Source organism: Pseudomonas sp. MWU13-2862 (assembly GCF_023242495.1).
Taxonomy (GTDB): Bacteria; Pseudomonadota; Gammaproteobacteria; order Pseudomonadales; family Pseudomonadaceae; genus Aquipseudomonas; species Aquipseudomonas gingeri_D.
In genome coordinates this window covers 67,345-84,134 of the sequence record NZ_JALMEZ010000007.1, presented here as the reverse complement: position 1 = coordinate 84,134, position 16,790 = coordinate 67,345, and the positions used below count along the sequence as shown (strand labels likewise).

At 64.1% G+C, this 16,790-nt stretch carries 2 protein-coding genes (1 of these 2 running past the window's edge); both read right to left on the bottom strand.

Going from position 1 to position 16,790, the window contains the following annotated elements; genetic code table 11:
• Positions 1-159: 159 nt before the first annotated feature.
• Entirely contained in the window at positions 160-16,527 is a 16,368-nt protein-coding gene (locus tag M5C56_RS14320; protein WP_247263195.1) for a non-ribosomal peptide synthetase, read from the bottom strand.
• Positions 16,524-16,790, bottom strand: the end of a protein-coding gene (gene sypA, locus M5C56_RS14315) for a syringopeptin non-ribosomal peptide synthetase SypA (protein WP_247263196.1). 15,846 nt of this gene lie beyond the right edge of the window; 267 of the gene's 16,113 nt are visible here — the last part of the coding sequence; the start codon falls outside the window, past its right edge; the stop codon is at positions 16,524-16,526. Before sypA ends, M5C56_RS14320 begins: the two co-directional genes overlap by 4 nt.

Sequence of the window (16,790 nt, the reverse complement as noted above, 5' to 3'; positions counted from 1 at the left end):
ACAGGCCTCAAAAATTAGAGCATCCACGGGCGACTGTCTGTCATGGGAAGCCGGGACAAGGCGTGCTGAAAGCACGCCCTGCCGGGGGTTGCACAGGAGGGAGAAAAGAAAGGGGCGACGGCCCGACCGATTGCGAATCGGGCGGGCCGTGCCGGGGCTTCAGATACGGCGTTTGCGATTGAGCATCGGAATCTTCGTCTGCGGTACCTCCAGCCGTTGAATAGTGCCCACCGAGGCAGCCACCTGGATCAGCGTCGGCTGGCCGAAGAGCACCCGCACATCGGCTTCCAGATTGGCCTGGCGCATCCGCTCGATCAGGCTCACCGCCAGCAACGAGTGGCCGCCCAGTTCGAAGAAGTGGTCGTGGCGCCCCACCCGTTCGACCTTGAGCAAATCGGCCCAGAGTGCCGCCAACCGGACTTCCACTTCACCCACCGGGGCTTCGTAGACACGCGAGGCGTAGGCGCTGCTGTCCGGCACCGGCAGTGCCTTGCGGTCGAGCTTGCCGTTGGGAGTCAGCGGCAAGGCGTCGAGCTGCATATAGGCCGCCGGCAGCATATAGTCCGGCAGCAGTCCTTGCAGATAAGCCCGCAGGGTGCCGCTGTCCGGCACCACACCGACGTTGGCCAGGGTGAAATACGCCACCAGGCGGGTTTCACCCGGCACATCTTCACGGGCCATCACCACCGACTCCTGAACCTCGGGGTGTTTGGCCAGGCACGCTTCGATCTCGCCCAGTTCGATACGGAAACCACGGATCTTCACCTGGTCGTCGTTACGGCCCAGGTATTCGATATTGCCGTCCGCCAGGTAACGACCCAGGTCGCCGGTGCGGTACATCCGGGCATTTGGCGTGATGGCGAACGGGTCCTGGAGAAAGCGTTCGGCAGTCAGGTCATCACGGTTCAGGTAACCCCGGGCCACGCCGGCGCCGCCGATGTAGATTTCACCCGGAACACCCAGCGGAACGGGCTGTTGCTGCTCGTCCAGCAGGTAGAACCGGGTGTTGCCCACCGGTTTGCCGATATGCGGGGCAAAGCCGTCTTCGCGATCCATCGCCACCCAGCTTGAGTAGGTGGTGGTTTCCGAAGGGCCATAGAGGTTGCACAGGCGTTGGACGCCGGTCTTCTCGAACAGCGATTCCACCAGGCTGCGTTTAAGGGCTTCGCCCGCCACGTTGACCGTGTGCACCGATTTCGGCACGCCGCCCACTTCCAGCAGGGCCTTGAGCGCGGATGGAACGGTGTTGATCAAACCAATATCATGTTCGCCGTGTTGCAGTTCCAGGACGTTTTTCACTACGTCGATGCTGCCGCCCGAGGTCAGAGGGGCGAAGCACTCATAGACCGCCAGGTCGAAGTTCAGCGAGGTGGAGAACAATGTCTTGTTCAACGCCGAACCGTCGAAAGCCTTGTGGGCCCAGGTCAGGAAGTTGACGGTATTGCGGTGTTCGATCATCACGCCCTTGGGCAGACCGGTCGAACCCGAGGTGTAGATCAGATAGGCCAGATGCGCCGAAGTCAGCCCCGGCACCTGCGGATTCTGGGCGGACTCATCCTGCCAGGTGTCCTGGTCGAGATTGATCACGGGCACCGAAACGCCCGCTAACAGATTCCGGGTAGAGGTTTGGGCCAGGACCGCCGCCGGAGCGCTGTCCTGCAACATATAGGCAATCCGCTCCGCCGGATAAGCCGGGTCCAACGGTACATAACCGCCGCCTGCCTTGAGAATCGCCAGCAGCCCGACAACCATCTCAGCCCCACGCTCAACACAGATCCCCACCCGCGAATCCGGCCGCACACCCTGTTTACGTAGGGTGTGCGCCAGGCGGTTGGCCTGCTCATTGAGTTCGAGGTAGGTCAGGCGCTTCCCGCCATGCACCACCGCCAGGGCCTGCGGCGTACGCTGTACCTGCGCCTCGAACAACCCATGAATGGTCTGCGCCTGCGGATAATCCAGCACGGTAGCGTTGAGCCCGAACAACAACTGCTCACGCTCAGTCGCCGGCAACACCGACAGCCGTCCCAGCGGCACCTCCACGTTCTGCTCCAGCGCCCCCACCACACTCGCCAGCGCGACCTGCATATAACCGCAGACCCGTTGCGCATCGACGCCGGCAGTCGCCTGTACCGTCAGACTGAAGCCCACGTCGTTATCGTCCACCGAAAGCGTCAGCGGATAGTTGGTGCGCTCGCCGCCCCCCAGGCTTTCGATACCCTGCCAGGCATCCAGCGCCTGCTGGCTGACCTCACCGGCACCGTGCCGATAGTTGAGCAAGGCGCTGAACAGTGGCGTCGGCGCCGGCACCCCGCTGCAACGCTGGGCCAGGGCCAGGGACGCATGCTCATGGCCCAGCAGCGCCGTCAGCCGGCCATGGGCCGCCTTGAGCGCGGCCCGCGTGCCCATCTCGCCAAGGTCCAGGCGCAGCGGCAAGGTGTTGATAAACATCCCCAGCGCCCGATCCGCGCCCGCGCCGCCCTGCATCCGGCCCAGCAGCACGGTACCGAACACGACTTTCTCGCGTCGGCAGAGGCGGCCCAGCACCAAGCCCCAGGCCAGGTGCACCAGGCTTGCCGCGCTGACACCCGATTGCCGGGCACGGCCACGCAGGCGCTGGGACAGCTCAAGGTCCAGCGTCAGGTGGGCTTCGGCGATCGCCTGTTGGTCACCCCGCACTTCCTGCTGTTCGAACGGCAGGGTCGGCTCGTCGATATCGCCGAGCATCTCGCGGAAGAAGGTTTCGTGGGCCTCCTGGCTGACACCCAGGCGGGCCTGGGCCACATAGTTGCGATACGGCATGGCCGGCGCCAATGGCGTCGCCTGCCCACGCAGGCTGGCCTGCATTTCCTGCTGCACCACGGCTATCGTGGTGTGGTCGATGGCAATGTGATGGAACAGCAGCACGCCCACCCAGCGCTGGTTGAGCGTATCTTCGCTGACCGCCAGGTGCAGCAGCGGCGCCTGTTGCAGATTCAGGCGCAAGTGCGCCGGATCGAAGCGCTGCAGCAGTTGCGCCAGCGGTCCGGCGTCTCCCGGGGTCGACTCAAAGAACTCGACCATCAGCCGGGTCTGGCGCCAGACCACTTGCACCGGTGTCTCCAGCCCTTCCCAGACGATCGAGGTGCGCAACACATCGTGACGATCGATCACGCTTTGCAGCGCCCGGATAAAGTCATCCAGGCGTTGGCGGCTGTCGAAGCTGAACTGCGATTGCAGCACATAGGGATCACCTTCGCCGGCCGACAGGTGATGGAACAGGATGCCCTCCTGCAATGGCGCCAGCGGGTAGATATCCTGCACATTGGCGGCACCGCCAGGCACCGTTTCCACCACCCGGTCGATCTGTGCCTGGGTCAGGCTGACCAGTGGCAACAGGTCCGGGGTGATGTGTTCACAGCGTTCGGGGATCAGGTTGGCCGGCACCACGATTTCCGTGCTACCGCCCGCCGCCGCGGCCAATGCCGACAGGGTCGGTTGGCCGAACAGTACCCGCACATCGGCGCTCAGGCCGAACTGGCGCATGCGCTCGATCAGCGTCACGGCCAATAGCGAGTGACCGCCGAGTTCGAAGAAGTTGTCGTGCCGCCCTACGCGCTCGACCTTGAGCAGTTCCGCCCAGAGTTGCGCCAGTACGGTTTCGGCTTCCCCTTGTGGAGCCTCGTATTCACGGCTGATCAATGCGCCACCATCTGGCGCCGGCAACGCCTTGCGATTCAGCTTGCCGTTAGGCGTCAGTGGCAGTGCATCGAGCTGCACGTAGGCGGCTGGGACCATGTACTCCGGCAATGCGCCTTGCAGATGAGTGCGCAGGCTTTCGATTTCCAACATGGTTTCAGGCTGTTGCGCCGTGACGTAGGCCACGAGGCGTTTTTCGCCCGGGTTGTCCTCCCGAGCCAGGACTACGCTTTCCTTGACGCCAGGGTAAGCGGCCAGGCGCGCTTCGATTTCGCCCAGTTCGATCCGGAAACCACGGATCTTCACCTGGTCGTCGTTACGACCCAGGTATTCCACCGTGCCGTCCGGCAGATAGCGACCCAGGTCGCCGGTGCGGTACATGCGCCCGACGTTGAACGGATCATCGAGGAAACGCTCGGCGCTCAGTTCAGGGCGATTCAGGTAGCCGCGAGCCACCTGTACACCACCGATATACAACTCGCCGGCCACCCCCAGTGGCGCTGGCTGACGGTTGGCATCCAGCAGATAAATCCGCGTGTTCGCCACCGGTTTGCCAATCGGCGTGTTGTCTGGCGTCTCAGGCCCCGTGCAATCCCAGGCCGTCACATCCACCGCAGCTTCAGTCGGACCATAAAGGTTGAACAGGCCGACTTCCGGCAACTGCTGCTTGAAGCGTCGCACCAGATGCCCCGGAAGCGCTTCACCGCTGCACATGACTCGCAGCAAACCGCTACCCCCGGCCTCGCCATGAGCGAGGAACAGATCCAGCATCGACGGCACAAAGTGCAAGGTGGTGATCTTCTGCTCGCGAATCACTTCACGCAGATAGCCCGGGTCACGATGACCGCCCGGACGCGCCATCACCAGCCGTGCGCCGTTGAACAGCGGCCAGAAGAACTCCCAGACCGACACGTCGAAGCTGAATGGCGTCTTCTGCAACACACTGTCCGAGGCATCCAGACCGTATTCGTCCTGCATCCACAGCAAGCGGTTGACCACTCCACGGTGTTCGTTCATCACGCCTTTCGGCTGGCCGGTCGAACCGGAGGTGTAGATCACATAGGCCAAATGCTCGGGACGAACCTCGGTCCGAAGCGGATTGCTATCTGGTTGTGCGAGGAAACCTTCACGTTCGGCATACTCAGGATCGAGCAACAGTACCGGTACGTTGCTGGCTGGAAGTACCGCACGCAAAGCCTCTTGGCTGAGGACCACCGCCGGAGCGCAGTTCTCCAACATGTAGGTCAGACGATCAATCGGATAATCCGGGTCCAGTGGCACATACGCAGCGCCGGCCTTGAGAATCCCCATCAACCCCGCGACCATTTCCAGGCTACGATCGACACAGATCGCCACCCGATCATCCGGGCCGATGCCCAGGCCGATCAAACGGTGAGCAATGCGGTTGGCCTGACGGTTAAGCGCGTCATAAGTCAGGCTGCCCTTCTCGTCCACGACTGCTACTGCGTCGCCAGCGGTGGCCACGCGAGCTTCAAAGAGGCCATGCAAGGTCAGATCCTGCGGATAGTCGACCGCAGTGGCATTGAAGGCTTCCAACAACTGCCGACGTTCAGCCTCCGGCAGCACCGACAAGTCCTGCAATGGCGCCTGGGGCGTCTGCTCCAGGGCATCGACCAGGCTGTGCAAGGCCCGCTGCATATAGGCGCAGATTCGCTCAGCCGCAATCAGCGGAACAGTCTGGGCGGTCAACAGGAAGTCTTCACTCTGGTCATCGACGTTGAGGGTCAGCGGATAGTTGGTGCGTTCCTCACCGCCCAGGGCCTGCATGCCGTGCCAGGCCGTCAGCGCCTCGTCCGTCACGACAACGCTGCTGTGACGGTAGTTGAGCAAGGCGCTGAACAACGGCAGCGGCGCGCTGACAGCGCTGCAACGCTGGGCCAGCGCCAGGGACGCATGCTCATGGCCAAGCAACGCGGTCAGTTCGTCGTGGGTGGTCTTGACCCCTTCCCGTGCGCTGCGAGCGCCAAGGACCACCCGCAGCGGCAAGGTATTGATAAACATGCCCAAGGCGCGGTCGGCCCCTTCGCCACCCTGCATCCGGCCCATCAGCACCGTACCGAAGACCACATCGTCGCGGGCCGAAACCCGGCCCAGTACCTGGGCCCAGGCCAGGTGCACCAGGCTGGCGGCACTTACCCCAAGTTGACGGGCCTGGACTCGCAAACGGCGACCCAGCGCAACCCCAACAGGCAGACGGGCTTCATCGATACCTTGAACATCAGCCAGCTGCAAGCCAAACGGCAGGGTCGGTTCGTCGACATCCCCGAGCCGTTCGCGGAAGAAGCGCTCGTGCTCTTCCTGGCTCACGCCCAGGCGGGCCTGGGCGACATAGTTGCGATAGGGTACCGGCGCGCCCAGTTGCGCCTGCTGCCCCAGCAGATAGGCCTGCATCTCGTGCTGCACCACATCCATCGCGGTGTGGTCCATCGCCAGGTGATGAAACAGCAGCAAGGCCAGCCAACGCTGGTTTTGCGTATCCCAGGCCTGGATCAGCCGCAGCATCGGTGCCTGGCGAATATCCAGGCGGTAGTCCCGCGAGTCGAAACGCTGATGCAGCTGGCTCGCCACATCAACGCCCTGCGGGTCCGGTTCCAGGCTCTCGCGCACCAGCTGCGCCTGACGCCAGACCACCTGCACCGGCTCGTCGAGGCTTTCCCAGACCAGCGCGGTGCGCAGGATGTCATGGCGCTGGATCACGAACTGCAAGGCACTGGCAAATTCTTCCAGGCGCTCCAGGCTGTCGAAGGCGAACTGCGATTGCAGCACGTAGGGGTCGCCCTGCTCCGCGCTGAGGTGGTGATAGAGGATGCCGGCCTGCAACGGCGCCAGGGCATAGATATCCTGGACGTTGGCAACGCCCCCCGGCACCGTGGCGACGATCCGGTCGATGGCGGCCTGGTCCAGGTTCGCCAGCGGCAACAGTTCAGGGGTGATACGCGAGCAATCGAGGGTAATGCCATTGGCCGGCACGCGAATTTCACGACCACTGCCCACCGCCGCGGCCAGCGCGGCCAGGGTCGGCTGGCTGAACAGCACCCGCACATCGGCGCTCAGGCCGGCCTGGCGCATACGCTCGATCAGCGTCACCGCCAGCAATGAATGCCCGCCCAGCTCGAAGAAGTGGTCATGTCGACCGACCTGCTCGACCTTGAGCAGCTCGGACCACAACTGCGCCAGCAAGGTCTCGGTTGCTCCCTCGGGCGCCTCGTAGCCACGGCTGATCAGCGCCCGCTCGTCCGGCGCCGGCAGGGCCTTGCGATCCAGCTTGCCGTTGGCCGTCAGCGGCAGGCGCTCAAGGCGCACATAGGCCATGGGCACCATATATTCCGGCAACTGCCCGTGCAAATGCCCGCGCAACGCGTCGATCCGTTCCACCGCCCCGGCAAAGGCCGGGGTGAAATAGGCCACCAGACGCTTGTCGCCCGGGGTCTCTTCGCGGCACAGCACCACGGCCTCCTTGACCTCGGGATGTTCGGCCAGGCGCGCTTCGATCTCGCCCAGTTCGACCCGGAAGCCACGGATCTTCACCTGGTCGTCATTACGCCCCAGGTATTCCAGGTTGCCGTCGGCACGCCAGCGCGCCAGGTCGCCGGTGCGATACAAGCGCGCCTGCGGGTCGCTGTCGAACGGGTCGGCGACAAATTTTTCCCGGGTCAACTCATCCCGGTTCAGGTAACCCTTGGCCACGCCCAGGCCACCGATATACAACTCACCGATCACACCCAGGGGCACGGGCTGGGCCTGGGCATCGAGCACATAAAGACGACCGTTGCCCACCGGCCGGCCAATCGGCAGGCTGCCGCTGTCCGCCCGGGTGATTTCATAGGTTGCGGAAAAGGTCGTGGCTTCGGTCGGGCCGTAGCCGTTGAGCAGGTGCTCGGGAGCGGCGTTCGCCAGGACCCGGGCGATAACCGCCGGGTCCAGCACATCGCCGCCGACAATCAGATAGCGCAAACGCGAGAAGGCGTCGCCCAGGCCCGCGGCGTATTGATGGAACAGTCCGGCGGTCATCCACAGCACAGTTACCGACTGTTCCAGCAACAGGCGCTGGAAATTGTCCGGGGAGAGCAAGTCGACCTGGCCGATCACCACCACGCAGCCGCCATTGAGCAGTGGCGCCCAGACGTCGAGGGTACTGGCGTCGAATGCCGGGTTGGAGGCAAAGGCCACCCGATCCCGGGCATCGAAGTCGGCATAACCGTTGTTGATCACCAGGCGGCTGATGGCCCGATGCGGCACCAGAACACCCTTGGGGGTGCCGGTGGAGCCGGAGGTGTACATGATGTAGGCCACGCTTTCGCTGGACTGCGGTATCGCCAGGTCATCGCCGTCCAGGCGCTCCAGACTCAGATGATCGAGGTCCACACGTTGTACCTTGGTGACCAGCGGCACCTCGCGGCGAGTCAGCAGGACCCGGGCCTGGCTGTCCTCGATCATGAAACCCTGGCGCTCGACCGGGGCGTTGATATCCAGCGGCACATAGACCGCGCCGCACTTGAGCACCGCCAGTTGGCTGACCAGCAGCTCATGGGAGCGTTCCAGCAGGATCGCCACGCTGTCGCCCGGTTGTACACCGAGACCGCGCAGATGCCGGGCCAGGCGGTTGGCCCGGGTGTTGAGTTCGGCGTAGGTCAGCGACACGCCATCGTGGATCGCCGCGCAAGCCTCGGGACGCGCCCGCACCTGGGCTTCGAACAGGCCATGGACGGTTTGCGCCCGTGGGTAGTCGCGAGCACTGGCGTTGAACCCTACCAGCAGTTGCTCGCGCTCGGCGGCGGGCAGGATCGACAACTGCGCCAACGGCAAGGCCGGTGTTTGTTCCAGGGCCTCGACCAGGCTTTCCAGGGCGCTGAGCATATAGCCGCAGACCCGTTGTGCCCCGGTACCGGCCAAGGTACCGACGTGCAGGGCGAAGTCTTCGCCCAGATCGTCCACCGACAGGGTCAGCGGGTAGTTGGTGCGTTCTTCGCCACCAAGCATCTCGATGCCGTTCCAGGCCGGCAGGTCGCTGCTGCCACTCGCCAGGTGTCGATAGTTCAGCAGCGCGCTGAACAACGGGGTCGGCGCCGCCACGCCGCTGCAACGTTGCGCCAGGGTCAGCGGCGCATGTTCGTGACCGAGCAGAGCGGTAAGGCGTGAGTGGGTGGCCTTGACCCCTTCACGTACACCCAGCCCACCCAGTGCCACCCGCAGCGGCAAGGTATTGATAAACATCCCCAGCGCCCGGTCGGCGCCCTCGCCGCCTTGCAGGCGACCGAGCAGGACGGTACCGAACACCACTTCGTCCTTGCTCGAGACCGCACCGAGCACACGGGCCCAGGCCAGGTGGCAAAGGCTCGCGGCACTGACGCCCAATTGCCGGGCCTGGGTCCGCAGGCGGCGGCTGAGGCCGCTGTCCACGGCACAGCGGGCCTCTTCGATATCCTGGCCGTCGCCTTGCACATCCTGCAGGCCGAAGGGCAAGGTCGGCTCGTCGATATCGCCGAGCATTTCGCGGAAAAACTGCTCGTGCTCGGCCTGGCTCACACCGAGGCGCGATTGGGCCACATAGTTGCGGTACGGGATCGAGACCGGCAGTTGCGCCTGGCGATCCTGCATATGGGCTTCGATTTCGCCCACCAACGCCCCCAGGGAGGTGGCGTCGTTGACCAGGTGGTGGTACTGCAACAGGCCGATCCAGCGTTGGTTGGAAGGGTCCTGTGCATAGTCGAGCTGCAGCATCGGCGCCCGACGGATATCCAGGCGGGTCTGCGGAGAATCGAGGCGCCCGCGCAGTTGTCCGGCGGTATCACCGGCGAGCGGGTCCGGCGACACTTCGTTCAGCGCCAGGGTCGCCTGGCGCCAGACCACTTGCAGCGGCGTATCGAGGCCTTCCCAGACCACCGCAGTGCGCAGGATATCGTGGCGTGCAATCACTCCTTGCAGGGCCTGGGCGAAGGCGTCGAGCCGGTCGCGGCTGTCGAAGGCGAACAGCGCGTGTTGCAGATACGGGTCGACGTGGTCCACGGCCAGGTGATGGTGATAGAGGATGCCTTCCTGCAGCGGCGCCAACGGGTAGATATCCTGCACGTTCGCCGCGCCGCCCGGCACCTTAGCCACAACCCGGTCGATAGCGGCCTGGTCGAGAGTGACCAGGGGCAGCATGTCCGGGGTGAGGTGCGCGCAAGGGGTCGGGATGGCATTGGCCGGGACGACGATTTCACGCCCACCGCCCACGGCAGCAGCCAGGGCCGCAAGAGTCGGCTGGCCGAACAGCACGCGGACATCAGCGCTCAGGCCGGCCTGACGCATGCGTTCGATCAGGCTGACGGCCAGCAACGAATGGCCGCCCAGGTCGAAGAAATGGTCGTGGCGCCCGACCTGCTCGACATTGAGCAGCTGCATCCAGATCCGTGCCAGGGTGGTTTCGGTTTCGCCCTGGGGCGCTTCATAACCACGGCGGATCAGCGCATCGCCGTCCGGGGTCGGCAGGGCCTTGCGGTCGAGTTTGCCGTTCGGGGTCAGCGGCATTGCCTCAAGCAGCACGTAGATGGCGGGAACCATGTACTCCGGCAACTGCTCTTGCAGATGGCTGCGCAGAGATTCGATATCGACTGAAGTCTGCCCGGCCGCCAGGGTGTAATAGGCCACCAGGCGCTTGTCGCCCGGAATATCCTCGCGGGCCGTGACCACGGCTTCGTGGACGGTCGGGTGTTTGGCCAGGCGGGCGTCGATCTCGCCCAGTTCGATACGGAAACCGCGGATCTTCACCTGGTCGTCGTTACGGCCAAGGTATTCGATATTGCCGTCCGGCAGGTAACGGCCGAGGTCGCCGGTGCGATACATCCGCGCCGAGGCTTCCCGGCTGAACGGGTCGTTGAGGAAACGTTCGGCGGTCAGGTCTTCACGGTTCAGATAACCCCGTGCCACACCGGCGCCGCCGATGTAGATTTCACCCGGAACACCCAGCGGAACGGGCTGTTGCTGTTCATCCAGCAAGTAGAACTGGGTGTTGCCGACCGGTTTGCCGATATGCGGGGCGAAACCGTCTTCGCGGTCCATCGACACCCAACTTGAGTAGGTGGTGGTTTCCGACGGGCCGTAAAGGTTGCACAGGCGTTGGACGCCAGTCTTCTCGAACAGCGACTCCACCAGACTGCGTTTCAACGCTTCGCCGGCGACGTTGACCGTGTGGACCGATTCCGGCAAGCCATCGACTTCCAGCAACGCCTTGAGCGCCGATGGCACTGTGTTGATCAGGCCGATATCGTGCTCGCCCTGTTGCAACTCCAGAACGTTTTTCACCACCTCGATGCTGCCGCCTGAGATCAAGGGGGCGAAGCATTCGTACACCGCCAGGTCGAAGTTCAGCGAAGTCGAGAACAACGTTTTTTCCAACGCCGGACCGCCGAAAGCGGCATGGGCCCAGGTCAGGAAGTTCACGGTGTTGCGGTGTTCGATCATCACGCCCTTGGGCAGACCAGTCGAACCCGAGGTGTAGATCAAGTACGCCAGATGCGCCGACGTCAGCCCCGGCACCTCTGGATTCTGGACGGACTCGTCCTGCCAGGTGCCCTGATCGAGATTGATAACCGGCACCGAAATACCCGCCAGCAAATCACGGGTAGCCGCTTGTGCCAGGACCGCCGCCGGGGCGCTGTCCTGCAACATATAGGCAATCCGCTCCGCCGGGTAAGCCGGGTCCAGCGGCACATAACCGCCGCCCGCCTTGAGAATCGCCAGCAAGCCGACGACCATCTCGGCCCCGCGATCGACACAGATCCCGACCCGTGAATCCGGCTGCACACCCTGTTTACGCAAGGTATGCGCCAGACGGTTGGCTTGCTCGTTAAGCTCGCGATAAGTCAGGCGGCGCCCGCCATGCACCACGGCCAAGGCGTCCGGCGTACGCTGCACCTGCGCTTCGAACAAACCATGGACGGTCTGCGCCTGCGGATAAACCAGCAGCGTGTCGTTGAACGTCACCAGCAGTTGTTCAAGCTCGTCAGCCGGCAGAATCGACAGGCTGCTCAACGGAGCCTCGGGGTTCTGCTCCAGCGCCTGGAGCAGATGCTCCAGTGCCGCCTCCATATAGGCGCAGACCCGCATGGCGCCGACTTCGGCGTTGACCTGCACATTCAGGCTGAAACCCTCGCCCAGGTCATCGACGTTCAAGGTCAGCGGGTAGTTGGTGCGCTCTTCACCCCCGAGGGTCTCGATACCCTGCCAGGCCTGGGTGGCCTCTTCGGAAACACTGGCGACGGCACTGTGACGGTAGTTGAGCAAGGCGCTGAACAATGGCGTCGGCGCGGCCACGCCGCTGCAACGCTGGGCCAGGGCCAGGGACGCATGTTCGTGCCCCAGCAGCGTGGTCAGTCGCGCATGGGTCGCCTTGACCCCGGCACGCGCGCCCTGCCCGCCGATGGCAACCCGCAGCGGCAAGGTATTGATAAACATCCCCAGCGCCCGGTCGGCCCCCTCGCCGCCCTGCATCCGGCCCATCAACACGGTGCCGAAGACCACGTCCTGCTTGCCCGAAACCTTGCCCAATACCTGGGCCCAGGCCAGATGATGCAGGCTGGCGGCGCTCACGCCCAACTGCCGGGCACGAGCCCGAAGGCGCAGGCTCAGCGCCGGCGACAGCACGCGGGTGGCTTCCTCGATGGAATGACCGTCACCCTGCACATCCTGCAAACCGAACGGCAGTGTCGGCTCGTCGATATCGCCCAGCATCTCGCGGAAGAACGCTTCGTGTTCCTCCCGACGCCCACCCAGGCGCGCCTGGGCCACATAGTTGCGGTACGGCACCGGGCAGCCCAACTGCGCGGCCTGCCCCAGCAGGTGTGCCTGGATTTCATGACGGACCACTTCCAGGGCGGTGTGGTCCAGGGCCATATGATGGAAGCGCAGCATCGCCACCCAGCGCTGCTCGGCTTCATCTTCGGCAAACACCAGTTGCATCAGTGGCGCTCGGGTCACGTCCAGGCGCGAGTGACAGGTGTCGAAACGCTCCTTGAGCTGGCTGGCCACATCACCGGCACGCGGGTCAAGTTCCAGGGCCTCGCGGTGTAGGCGGGCCTGGCGCCAGACCACCTGGACCGGTTCTTCCAGGCCCTGCCAGAGCACGGCGGTGCGCAGGATGTCATGGCGATCGATAACCTGTTGCAACGCCAGGGCGAAAGCGTCCAGGCGCTGGCGATCCGGCACCGTGAACAGTGCATGGAGGACGTAGGGATCGCCGCTGCCGGCTGACAGATGGTGATAGAGAATGCCTTCCTGCAACGGCGCCAGCGGATAGATATCCTGCACATTCGCCGCGCCACCGGGCACGTTCGCGACAATTTGTTCGATGGCGGCCTGGTCGAGGTTGACCAGGGGCAGCATCTCCGGGGTGATGTGCTCGCAGCCTGCCGGAATGGCGTTGGCCGGAACGACGATTTCCCGCCCGCCGCCCACGGCAGTGGCCAGAGCGGCCAGGGTCGGCTGGCTGAACAGCGCCTGCACATCGACACTGAGCCCGGCCTGGCGCATATGGCCGATCAGGCTGACGGCCAGCAGCGAATGGCCGCCCAGTTCGAAGAAGTGATCATGGCGTCCGACCTGCTCGACCTTGAGCAGGTCGCTCCAGATCCGTGCAAGGGTGATTTCGGTTTCGCCTTGGGGCGCTTCGTAGCCACGACGGACCAGCGCATCGCTGTCCGGGGCTGGCAGGGCCTTGCGGTCGAGCTTGCCGTTGGGGGTCAGCGGCAGCTTGTCCAACACAACGTAGATGGCCGGGACCATGTACTCCGGCAGCTTTTCCTGCAGATGACGGCGCAGGCTGTCGATATCGACCGAGGTATGTCCATCGGCCAGGGTGTAATAGGCCACCAGACGCTTGTCGCCCGGAATATCTTCGCGGGCCGTGACCACGGCTTCGTGGACCGCCGGATGTTTGGCCAGGCGGGCATCGATCTCGCCCAGTTCGATACGGAAACCACGGATCTTCACCTGGTCGTCGTTACGGCCGAGGTACTCGATATTGCCGTCCGGCAGGTAACGGCCGAGGTCGCCGGTGCGATACATCCGCGCCGAGGCATCCTGGCTGAACGGGTCCTTGAGGAAGCGTTCGGCGGTGAGGTCGTCGCGGTTCAGGTAGCCTCGGGCTACACCGGCGCCACCAATGTAGATTTCACCCGGCACGCCCAGCGGAACGGGCTGTTGCTGCTCGTCCAGCAGGTAGAACTGGGTGTTGCCGACCGGCTTGCCGATATGCGGGGCGAAACCGTCTTCGCGGTCCATGGCCACCCAGCTTGAGTAGGTGGTGGTTTCCGACGGACCGTAGAGGTTGCAAAGACGTTGGACGCCAGTTTTTTCGAACAGGGATTCCACCAGGCTGCGCTTCAGCGCCTCACCTGCAACGTTGACCGTATGGACCGATTCCGGCAAGCCATCGACTTCCAGCAACGCCTTGAGTGCAGATGGAACGGTGTTGATCAAACCAATATCGTGTTCGCCGTGTTGCAGCTCCAGGACGTTTTTCACCACGTCGATGCTGCCGCCCGAGGTCAAGGGGGCAAAGCACTCGTAGACCGCGAGGTCGAAGTTCAGCGAGGTGGAGAACAAGGTCTTGTTCAACGCCTCATCACCGAAAGCGGCGTGAGCCCAGGTCAGGAAGTTCACGGTATTGCGGTGTTCGATCATCACGCCTTTGGGCAGACCGGTCGAACCCGAGGTGTAGATCAGGTAAGCCAGATGCGCGGAGGTCAGCCCTGGCACCTGCGGATTCTGGACGGATTCGTCCTGCCAGGTGTCCTGGTCGAGATTGATCACGGGCACCGTAACGCCCGCCAACAATGCCTGGGTAGCCGACTGAGCCAGCACCGCCGCCGGAGCGCTGTCCTGCAACATATAGGCAATCCGCTCCGCCGGATAAGCCGGGTCCAGCGGCACATAACCGCCGCCCGCCTTGAGAATCGCCAGCAACCCGACAACCATCTCGGCCCCACGCCCGACACAGATCCCGACCCGAGAATCCGGCTGCACACCCTGCTTGCGCAACGCATGGGCCAAACGGTTGGCCTGCTCGTTAAGCTCGCGATAGCTCAGGCGCTGTTCGCCATGCACCACCGCCAAAGCATCCGGCGTACGCTCAACCTGCGCCTCGAACAACCCGTGAATAGTCTGTTCCCGCGGATAATCCAGTGCCGTATCGTTGAACCCCACCAGCAACTGTTCGCGCTCATCGGCCGGCAGGATCGAGAGGCTGTTGAGCGCCGAAGTCGAAGCCCGCTCCAGGGCCTGGACCAACTGCTCCAACGCCGTCTGCATATACCCGCAGACCCGCTGCGCACCGATACCGGCAAGCGCCTGCACATTCAGGCTGAAACCTTCGCCCAGGTCATCCAGGGACAGGATCAGCGGATAGTTGGTGCGTTCTTCGCCCCCCAACACCTCGATCCCTTCCCACAGCTGCACCGCCTCCCCCGTCACCGCCTCAGCCGAACTGTGCCGGTAGTTGAGCAAGGTGCTGAACAACGGCGTCGGCGCGGCCACGCCGCTGCAACGCTGGGCCAGGGACAACGAGGCGTGCTCGTGGCCGAGCAACGCGGTCAGCCGCGCATGGGTCGCCTTGACCCCCGCCCGCACATCCTGCTCGCCCACGGCAACCCGCAGCGGCAAGGTATTGATAAACATCCCCAAGGCCCGGCGAACCCCTTCGCTGCCGCGCATCCGCCCCAGCAGCACGGTGCCGAACACCACATCGTTGCGCCCGCACAGGCGCCCGAGCACCTGGGCCCAGGCCAGGTGATGCAGGCTCGCCGCACTCACCCCCTGCTGCCGGGCCTGGGCCCGCAGGCGCCGGCTCAGCTCGACGGGCAGGGTCTGGGTCGCTTCTTCGACACCATGACCGTCGCCGCGCACATCCTGAATGCCGAACGGCAGGGTCGGCTCGTCGATATCACCGAGCATCTCGCGGAAAAACACTTCGTGCTGCTGGCTACTGACCCCGAGCCGGGCCTGGGCCACATAGTTGCGATACGGCACCGGCTCGCCCAGGGCCTGGGCCTGGCCGTACAGGTGCGCATGGATTTCCTGCTGCACCACTTCCAGGGCCGCGTGGTCGATGGCGATGTGATGGAACAGCAGCATTGCCACCCAGCGCTGGTTGGCCGCATCGTGGGCGAAGGCCAGGCGCAGCAAAGGCGCCTGACTGATATCGAGACGGTAGTGGCGCGGGTCGAAGCGTTGTCGTAGTTGCTCGCCAGCCGCGCCGGCAGCGGGGTCGATCTCGATTTCAGTGAGGACCAGCCGCGCCTGGCGCCAGACCACCTGCACCGGTTCGTCCAGGCCTTCCCAGACCACGCTGGTGCGCAGGATGTCGTGACGGTCAATCACCTGCTGCAAGGCCGTGGTGAACTCGTCGAAACGGGCACGGCTGGCAATCGCGAATTGCGCCTGCAGGACGTAGGGATCGCCCTGCTCGGCGGCGATATGGTGATAGAGGATGCCCTCCTGCAACGGTGCCAGCGGGTAGATGTCCTGCACATTGCCGACACCACCGGGGACGCTGGCGACGATATGCTCGATGGCCGCCTGGTCGAGCCGGACCAGGGGCAGCATGTCCGGGGTGATGCGCGCGCAGCCGGCAGGGATCGCCTGGGCCGGAATCTCCACTTCCCCGGCCTTGCCGCTGGAATACTCGCCGGCATTGATCAGTTCGATCAACGCCGCCTTGTTCTCGCGCAACATCGCCAGCACGGCGGGCTCGGTGAGGGACTGTCGCCTGCCGCTGACGACCAGTTGGTCGCCCTTGACGGCAAGTTGCACATCTTTCTCTTTCAGTATTGCCAACAGTTCGATCACGCTCACAGAACAATCTCCATTCTTTCCGTCGTTGCCGCGTATTCCGAGAGGGTGGGGTGTTCGAACAGGGTCCTGACATCGGCTTCCAGGCCTTCCTGGCGCATGCGCTCCATCAGGCTCACGGCGAGCAGCGAATGGCCGCCCAGTTCGAAGAAGTGGTCATGCCGACCGACCTGGGCGATACCCAGCAAGGTTTGCCAGATCTCGGCGATCAGGGTTTCCGTCTCGCCTTGCGGGGCTTCGTAGCCGCGACTGATCAGCGCGCCGCC